The organism is Candidatus Agathobaculum pullicola, from assembly GCF_052117205.1.
GTDB classification, from domain to species: domain Bacteria; phylum Bacillota; class Clostridia; order Oscillospirales; family Butyricicoccaceae; genus Agathobaculum; species Agathobaculum pullicola.
On the sequence record NZ_JBQKJP010000072.1, the window covers coordinates 1 to 6,940 of the forward strand.

8 protein-coding genes are annotated in these 6,940 nt (G+C 43.1%); 5 read left to right on the forward strand and 3 right to left on the reverse strand.

From position 1 onward, the window contains the following. Nucleotides 1-230 precede the first annotated feature (230 nt). On the reverse strand, nt 231-1,529 hold the full coding sequence (locus tag ACTQ3V_RS14955; RefSeq protein ID WP_441468214.1) for a tyrosine-type recombinase/integrase: 1,299 nt from the start codon (nt 1,527-1,529) through the stop codon (nt 231-233). A 122-nt stretch (nt 1,530-1,651) separates the two neighbouring features. Next, complete coding sequence (locus ACTQ3V_RS14960; protein ID WP_441468215.1) at nt 1,652-2,311, reverse strand: helix-turn-helix domain-containing protein; 660 nt, start codon at nt 2,309-2,311, stop codon at nt 1,652-1,654. 172 nt (nt 2,312-2,483) lie between these two features. On the opposite strand from ACTQ3V_RS14960, the gene ACTQ3V_RS14965 reads away from it, so the two are divergent. The 5 genes from ACTQ3V_RS14965 (at nt 2,484) to ACTQ3V_RS14985 (ending at nt 6,090) form a co-directional block, all read left to right on the forward strand. Beyond that, entirely contained in the window at nt 2,484-2,699 is a 216-nt protein-coding gene (locus tag ACTQ3V_RS14965; RefSeq protein ID WP_441468216.1) for a helix-turn-helix domain-containing protein, read from the forward strand. A 259-nt stretch (nt 2,700-2,958) separates the two neighbouring features. Continuing rightward, nucleotides 2,959-4,389, forward strand: a complete 1,431-nt coding sequence (locus tag ACTQ3V_RS14970) for a MobA/MobL family protein (protein WP_441468217.1) — start codon at nt 2,959-2,961, stop codon at nt 4,387-4,389. Nucleotides 4,390-4,727: 338 nt separating this feature from the next. Next, nucleotides 4,728-5,093 carry a zinc-ribbon domain-containing protein gene (locus ACTQ3V_RS14975; protein ID WP_441468218.1) on the forward strand — a complete coding sequence of 122 codons (366 nt, stop codon included), beginning with the start codon at nt 4,728-4,730 and terminating at the stop codon, nt 5,091-5,093. A 16-nt stretch (nt 5,094-5,109) separates the two neighbouring features. Continuing rightward, the gene (locus ACTQ3V_RS14980) at nt 5,110-5,478 is read left to right on the forward strand and encodes a zinc-ribbon domain-containing protein (RefSeq protein WP_441468219.1); all 369 of its coding nucleotides are present in this window, start codon (nt 5,110-5,112) and stop codon (nt 5,476-5,478) included. A gap of 18 nt (nt 5,479-5,496) precedes the next feature. Beyond that, nucleotides 5,497-6,090, forward strand: coding sequence for a GYF domain-containing protein (locus tag ACTQ3V_RS14985; protein ID WP_441468220.1), 594 nt, complete (start codon nt 5,497-5,499; stop codon nt 6,088-6,090). Nucleotides 6,091-6,194: 104 nt separating this feature from the next. Here ACTQ3V_RS14985 and ACTQ3V_RS14990 read toward each other — a convergent pair whose 3' ends face one another. Beyond that, nucleotides 6,195-6,572: a TnpV protein gene (locus tag ACTQ3V_RS14990; RefSeq protein ID WP_441468221.1), complete on the reverse strand. Its 378-nt coding sequence runs from the start codon at nt 6,570-6,572 to the stop codon at nt 6,195-6,197. Nucleotides 6,573-6,940: the final 368 nt, after the last annotated feature.

The following is a 6,940-nucleotide window of genomic DNA, read 5'->3' on the forward strand; positions in this document are numbered from 1 at the left end:
TCATTGATGGATTTTATGAAGAATGTTTTAAAACCAACAAAGAAATTCCTATGGTAATGATAGTAAGGCTTAAGAAGGTAAAACGTGATAGCTTAAAATAAATTCAAGTTTATCTAATCAATCCTCCGAAAGCCTTGTATTTTCAAGGAAAATCGGCAATATAATGTTCGTTCCTTATGTATTTTCCCTTGTTTTTGCCCTTATGAGCCGAAACAAGGGAAACTTTTTGTTTAGGATTCCCCGACCACCTTATCAAGCAGTCTTGCGGAAGTTCGTTTCGCTTCCCTCTTAGAGTGAGCGTAGATGTTCATTGTGGTACTTACGTCAGCGTGTCCGAGCAGTTCCTGCACATCCTTCGGTGCTGCACCGTTGGAGAGCAGATTGCTGGTGAATGTGTGTCTCAGCATATGAAAATGGAAATCTTCAAATCCTTCCAGCTTCTTTTTTGCCGACCTTGTCATAACACCAACTGTACTCGGTGACTCATATGCTCCGTCAGGTCTCAGGCAGACAAAGGAGATTTCCTTGTATCCGTCGGGTAATTCCTCCGTTCTCGGCAGGCTGTAGACTTCATAGTAAGTACGGTCTTTTTCTTTGACCTCTTTGTAGTAGTTGAGGTGGTAGAGTTCGCCATACTTGAAGCGGTTCTTGTGCTGTTCCGTCTTTGCCTTTCTGAGAATGTCAGCCAGAGTGTCGCAGAAGTCCACGGTGCGGACTTTCTTGCGTTTGGTTGCACCTATCTCTGTCTTGTGCCTTTGCCCGTTGTATCGCATACTGCGTCGTACTGTGAGGTGCTGTCCGTCAAGGTTGATGTCCTGCCAAGTCAGACCACACACTTCTCCGATACGAAGCCCTGTGTAGTAGGCTATCTGCATCGGGAGCAATGCAGGATTGTCTTTCTTTTTCAGAAAGTCCTCCAACATTACAAACTGCTGATGGTCAATGGTATGAGCATTGTCAACTTCGCCGTCCTCGTCTGCAAACAGTTTGTATTCCTCTTTCTTTCCCCTCCATACCACATACTGCATAGGGTTAAAGGAAATCAGTTTCTTCGGGAATACCGCAAATCGGAACGCTCCCTGCAATACTGCCGAGAACAGTCTTAGATACCCTTTGCTGAGTGCCTTTGCTGTTGTCCCGTCAGGGCATTGTCCTCCAAAAGTAAGGAAGTCCATAAATGACTGTAAATGTTCCGCAGTGACCGTTTTCAGCTTTCTGTCTCCGATAGGATATTGCTTTATCCTGTTCACTGTTCCCATATACGCCATTACTGTACCGTTGCTCAGATTGCCGGGTTTCAGTTCTTCCTCCACCCACATATCAAGCAGCATCCCTACGGTGGTGTTCTCAGGCTTTGCCACGAACTTCTTCGCTTCGTAGTCCTCCATTGCCTTGCGGAGCAATGCTTCCGTTTCGGATTTGCTTTCTGTGCCTGCAAACTCACGCTGTACCATCTTTCCGCTTTCATCTTCTACATAGAAGCGGTAGTACCATTTCTTGCCCTTTTTTCTTACAGATCCTTTTGCCATTGATAAATAGTCTCCTTTCTATCCGTGGCAATCGGAACTGTGACGTATGGTGTGCGTAAAGTAAATAGTGTCACATCCGCCGATTGTTTAATCGGCTTTTTTATTGTCAAAGAGCCACGGAATTATTCTTTTTCGGCAAGCCTTGCTTCGGCTTCCGCTACTATCCCGAAAAGGTCACCCATCTTCACAGCGGTACGACCTTCATCGTAGATATGTAAAATTCCGTCTAAGAATCGTTTCATATCCTCAATCGGTGCTTCCATTTCTTTATGGTAAACTCGTTCCTTAATCGCTCCCGACTCAATCGCATATCTCATAAGAGACTGTTTCAGTCCTTCATCTTCTGCAACACGGTCAACCTCTGTCATAGCATCGGAGAAGTGGTGGCAGAGAACGGAATACAAATCAATCATCTTTCCGAGGAATGTGGTAAGGAGCTGTTGGTGTGGTTCTCCATTCACAACCGTAGACACGGTATCAATGTACTTTCTGATATGTTCTTCCAAGTCCTTTTCACAGAGCGTTCTGCTGTCATATTCCTTATCCTCTGAAAGACCTGTGAGCCATTCGGGAGTGGTGAGCAACGCTTCTGCCAGTCCATTGATAATCATTGTTCTCTTTGGGTCTACGCCGTCTGCTTCGTATCTCTGTATCGTTGACTTGTTCACTCCGATACGTTTGCCAAGCTCCGGCATTGTGAGATTCAATTCTGTTCGACGTTCTTTTACTCGTTCGCCGACCTGTTTTGCGGTGAATGTAATTTCTTTTTTCAAGGTTTCCACCTCCTATCAAATCCAAGTATAGCATATCAAAACCTATTTTGCAACTATTTTTCTAATAAAAATTAAAAGATATCTTTAATGGGTTGCAAAATGAGTTGACAAGAAATAGCAAAATAAGTATAATGATAATTGCAAAGTTGCAAAATGAGTATTTTGAAAGGAGAGGTGTTTAATGGCAGTAGTTAAAATAGGTTTAACTATCGAAGAATCAGCGGAATGTACGGGTATCGGTAGGAACACAATGCGAAAACTGGTGGACTGGGGCAAGTTGCCTGTTCTGAAAGTCGGACGAAAGACCATTATCCGCAGGGATACGTTGGAGCGTTTTATGACGGTCAATCAAGGCAGGAACTTACTCAATCCAAGCGATGTACGAAAAGTGGAATAACCGTTCTCCAAAGCCCTCGGCGTTTGAGAGCGAAATACACCCCTCGCACAAATCTGCGATTTGTACTCTGGGTATTTCGCCCCTGCGGGGAGCCTGCATCACAGCTTCGGACACTCTCACCTCAGCTATGATACAGAGGAAATTGCACCGCAATTTCCATTGCTGTCCAACCAATCACCGATGGCTGTGACAGCCGCACCCGACAAGTCGGTTGCGTAATGAGTACGGTATTCTCAGCGTAGTAGAAAGGAGTAAAAGGTTGGCAAGACATTCGTTCATTCAAATGTCGAAGCTGCCCAATGTCAAGGGAAGAATCTCATATATCACGAGCCACGCCAAACAGGAAAACCTTTATGCCACCTATTGTACCGCCGACAATACCTTTTGGAGTAATCTCGCCAGGGAAAGCCAGCAGGAGTTTCAGCGAAGCGGAACGACAGGAAAGTGTATCGAAGCAAGGGAGTTAATCATTGCCCTGCCGGAGATTTACACCACCTTTGACCCTCAGCAGGTGCTTGAAGAATTTACGAATAAATTCCGACAGCAGTACGGAGTGGAATGTGTATCGGCTCTGCACCACAACAAACGCAAGACCAACTACCACATCCACCTCATATTCAGCGAAAGGAAACTGCTTCCCGAACCTGACATCAAGATTGCCACCAGAAGCGTATTTTACGATGAAACTGGAAAAAGAGTACGAACCAAGAAAGAAATCACAGACGAAAACGGTCAAGTCCGAAAAGGCTGCACCGTTATCAAAAAGGGGGAAGTTTACGAAAGCCATTTATTCACAGTCAAAGACGAGCGTTATAAAAGCGAAGCGTTCATAGCAGAAGCAAAGGAAGTTTACACGGAGCTTATCAATTCCCACATTTCAGATCCCGAACAACGGCTGAAAGTGTTTGATAAGAACAGCGTGTATCTCCCCACAAAAAAGATAGGCAAGAACAACCCCAAGGCTGCCGAAATCGAAGCGGACAACACCGCAAGGCAGGAATGGAACAGGACGGCGGATTTGGCTCTTGTATCAGGCATTGAAGAAGCAAAGATACTGGAAATCAAGCAGACCGAAATTCACGACAAAGCCGGTCAGTCCATCCGTGAAAATGGTTGGCTTCCAAACCTGTTCCGAGGTATCGTAGGCAAGGCAAAGGAATTTCTCCAAGCCATCATCCGTGAAAAGGATATGCCACCCAAGCCAGTCCTTGATATGGATATGGACGAGTTCCGCACAATGCAGACCCTTATGCTAAAGGTACAGAAACAGGCGAAAGCAATCAGGAAGATACAGGAAGTCACACTTCCAAATCTGCGACAGCAGCTTGCAGAAACAACGGGTATCTTCAAGGGCAAGGAGCGTAAGGCTCTGGAAAAGCAGATACAGCAGACTGAAACCGAACTTGTTGAAAAACTGGATAAAATCCCCGATATTCTCACCGATGACGGTTATCCTGATGTACAGGCATTTATGAAAACTTACCGCAAAGCAGAGGCTATTGTGACACAGTATAACCAAGACCTTGCAGAATGGGAGCAGACAGTCAAGAACGGACAAAAACCTGCCGAGAAACAGCACAGACCGCCCGAAAGACAAAGTGTGCGTAACAGGCTCAGACAGCTTCAGGAAGAGGGGAAACAGAACTCTCAGCCGAAGCAAAGAAAGAAATCCCAAGACAGGGACAGATAATCACGACATAGGAAATCACTACCGCAGGGCAACCTGCCTTGCGGTCTTACATATATTGGTATAAACACATTGAACAGGCACCCATTACCACATTTTTGGGGAAAAGTCAACAGTATAACCCTAAATTTTGTCAAAAGACTTTATTTTTTCATACGGTGGTGGTACAATATATTCGCCAAACAAATCTTAATATAAGGGTTACCTTTTGTGTTTAAGATTTGTTTGGCGACAATCGGGGTTGCGTTTTTCGGTGCGTAGCTTCGGCTGCGCACTTTTTTATTTTACCGAAAAAATAAATAGCTCTACCTTTGGCAGAGCAAGATACAGGAGGGCAAAATATGTTTTGCAGTAAATGTGGCAACGAAATCGTTGCACAAGCAAAGTTCTGTTCAAAGTGTGGACAACCAGTAAACGCATCCAACAGCGGAACTCCAGTTCAAAATAATAGCGGGAGTTTTACATTGACAATCAACAGAGCCAAGCAGTGGTTCGCAATAAATCCTGCGGTTAAAGTTGTTGTTGATGCTAATACTGAGTACAAAATTGATAATGGTGCTACACTGAACATTCCCGTTTCGGCAGGAACACATAATATCGCATTTTCGTGTAGTATGAGAAACAAAATTGTAAACGTCAATGTTGCTGATAATGTTACTTTGAATATTAAATGGAACAGAGTAACAGGCAGCCTTGAAGTCGAATAAAAGGGAGGATATGTTTATGTTCTGTACAAATTGCGGAAAAGAAATTCAAGAAGGATCTGCGTTCTGTCCTGAATGCGGTGCAACACAGCAGGGAGCCACACCGCCTGTTACCAACGCTGGTGGTTATTCTAATCCGACAAGTCAGCCAGTAGTTCAAAAAGTGCCTTACAACACAATGTGTATTATCGGCTTAGTAATTTCCGGTATATCTTTACTGCTTAATTTTTGGGGACTTGTAGGAATTGCAGGAACAATCGTTTCTGTTATCGGTCTGTCAAGTTGCAAGCAGAAAAACGAGAACGGAAAGGCACTTGCAATAATTGGTATTATTATCGGTGTATGTTCAATCTTCTATGGCTTATTTGCTATTTTGAGCTTAGTATAAAGGGCATCCAGATATAATATGTTTTGCAGTAGATGTGGCAACGAACTTCAAATAGAAGCAAAATTTTGCCCCAAGTGCGGACAACCAACTGGCACTTCCAATCAAAACAGCGCACCTGATGAATGGTTCTACATCAACAACAGTATGAGATGTGGTCCTTGTGATAAGGAAAAAATATCCGTGTTCATTCAACAGGGACAAATCTCTAAAGATACGCTTGTTTGGAAAAAAGGAATGTTAAATTGGCTTCCAGCAGGACAGACAGAATTGATACATACAATCAAAGATGTTGTTCCACCAATGCCTAATAATATAGTCAGTAACAAGTATGCGTGGACATTAGCAACCATCCCGATTTTGATTTCGTGGTTTGTAGAACTAATCGGATTTCCTACAGTGGTTGTTATAATTTGCACCATATCGCTCAATGTTATTTTCTTAATGTTAGATAGCGACGAGCTAAACAAGGTTGGGATAAACGTTAACAACTGGATGTGGATGGGCATTGTATTAGTCCCTGCATATCTTTTTGTAAGGGCATCCAAAACTAACAAGCAATATGGTTATGCCATAATGTGGTGTGTTATGTTCTTGTTTGACCTAATCATATAATCTGCATCTTGTCTGCAAAATTATGCCGAATATTCACCGAACAATATGATAAATAATATCTAAGGGCGAAGATACCGAGAAAGTATCTTCGCCCTAAACTTATATTATGCAAAAATTATTTCACTGTTCACAATCTCTCTTGCACAAGCCTGTATGTTATTCATCAATCCTATCCATTCCATAGGCTGTTCTGCTTTTAACTGTTCCGTCACACCCTGCTTTTGAGCCATTTCCTTAATCAATCTGTGGAACATTTGCTCCGCCTGTTGGTTAATATCTGCAAGATAACGGTTAAGTGTTCCCTCAATCAGCATTGTAGTGTAAAGGAAGTGCTTATGCTCCTTTAGGTACTGCTTGTGGCGTTGCCCCCATAAGCCTATAGGCTGTGTTTCTTCTTCAGAAAGTATCAGACAAGGGATATAATAATCTCCCTGCAATTCATACCACAAACCGTTGTTTTCATCAAAAATGTACTTGTCCATATAATAAATCCTCCAGTATAATATATTCGCACATACATCACAGTTCTCCGATTGCCACACTCTGTTATATCTTGTTATCAGATTTTCTTGCCCTTGTGTTTGCCCTTATCAGCTTCCAAGGGAACGATAAAACAGTGTGAAATCGTATAATAAGTTAAGGTGAGCATTTTGCGATAAACCCTTTATTTTCAAGGCTTTTGGAGGATTTTATTAAAACCCTGCGAGGGTTAATAACCACTTATAAAATTGTGGTTTTCAAATTCAAGTTTGTCGGGTAAATAGCAAACCCAGCCGAGCCAGTCAACGGTCAAGATGAACGGCGCATATGCGCAGCCGTTGACAGCCCCGCCCGCCTTTGCTGGTAGGCA

Bases quoted from the DNA above. Each gene is read 5' to 3' on its own strand.
- ACTQ3V_RS14955 (WP_441468214.1), bottom strand. From the start codon at position 1,529: ATGGCAAAAGGATCTGTAAGAAAAAAGGGCAAGAAATGGTACTACCGC.
- ACTQ3V_RS14965 (WP_441468216.1), top strand. From the start codon at position 2,484: ATGGCAGTAGTTAAAATAGGTTTAACTATCGAAGAATCAGCGGAATGT.
- ACTQ3V_RS14980 (WP_441468219.1), top strand. From the start codon at position 5,110: ATGTTCTGTACAAATTGCGGAAAAGAAATTCAAGAAGGATCTGCGTTC.
- ACTQ3V_RS14990 (WP_441468221.1), bottom strand. From the start codon at position 6,572: ATGGACAAGTACATTTTTGATGAAAACAACGGTTTGTGGTATGAATTG.
- ACTQ3V_RS14975 (WP_441468218.1), top strand. From the start codon at position 4,728: ATGTTTTGCAGTAAATGTGGCAACGAAATCGTTGCACAAGCAAAGTTC.
- ACTQ3V_RS14985 (WP_441468220.1), top strand. From the start codon at position 5,497: ATGTTTTGCAGTAGATGTGGCAACGAACTTCAAATAGAAGCAAAATTT.